The sequence below is a fragment of the Acinetobacter sp. genome, from assembly GCF_036666595.1.
Lineage (GTDB): Bacteria > Pseudomonadota > Gammaproteobacteria > Pseudomonadales > Moraxellaceae > Acinetobacter.
The window spans coordinates 1-547 of sequence record NZ_JAVWVO010000139.1; the positions used below are offsets into that span (position 1 = coordinate 1).

General features: G+C 37.8%; 1 pseudogene. It reads right to left on the reverse strand.

The features are described 5' to 3' along the window. Nucleotides 1–547 (reverse strand): annotated as a pseudogene (locus tag RR876_RS17250) (polynucleotide adenylyltransferase PcnB); the annotation flags it as partial.

Sequence of the window (547 nt, forward strand, 5' to 3'; positions counted from 1 at the left end):
TAATTGTACGTGTCGCTTGACGTTTTAACACATCTAAACCTGCTTGAGCGCGTGCTTCCGCTGCTACAACACCTTTTGCATGATAAACATCACAACGTGCTAAGAAATTATTCCATAACAACACAGCATAGAAAAATGCAGGGTTAATGGTTTTACCCATTTGAATGCGCTGATCGGTATTCTTCGCTGCACGTTCAATGAATGGTGTGATTTCAGTATCAATGTCTGCAAATAACTGCTTCCATACACCAAACTCAATCAACATTGGCATAACGCGATGCAAATGTCCCATTGTAAAAAGCTTTTGTGACTCATCATAAAGACGATGTGGAGACACATCTCTCAATAACTGCGTCATATCTTCAGTAAAGATTTCCAAAATTTTAGGATCAATACTGAAGTTTAATTTTGCCGCAAAACGTAAAGTACGTAACATCCGTACAGGGTCTTCTTCAAAACGTAAGGTTGGATCGCCCAATAAACGTAATGTTTTATTTTTTATATCATCAAATGCATTACAAAAATCTAAAACTTCGCCTTTACGCGG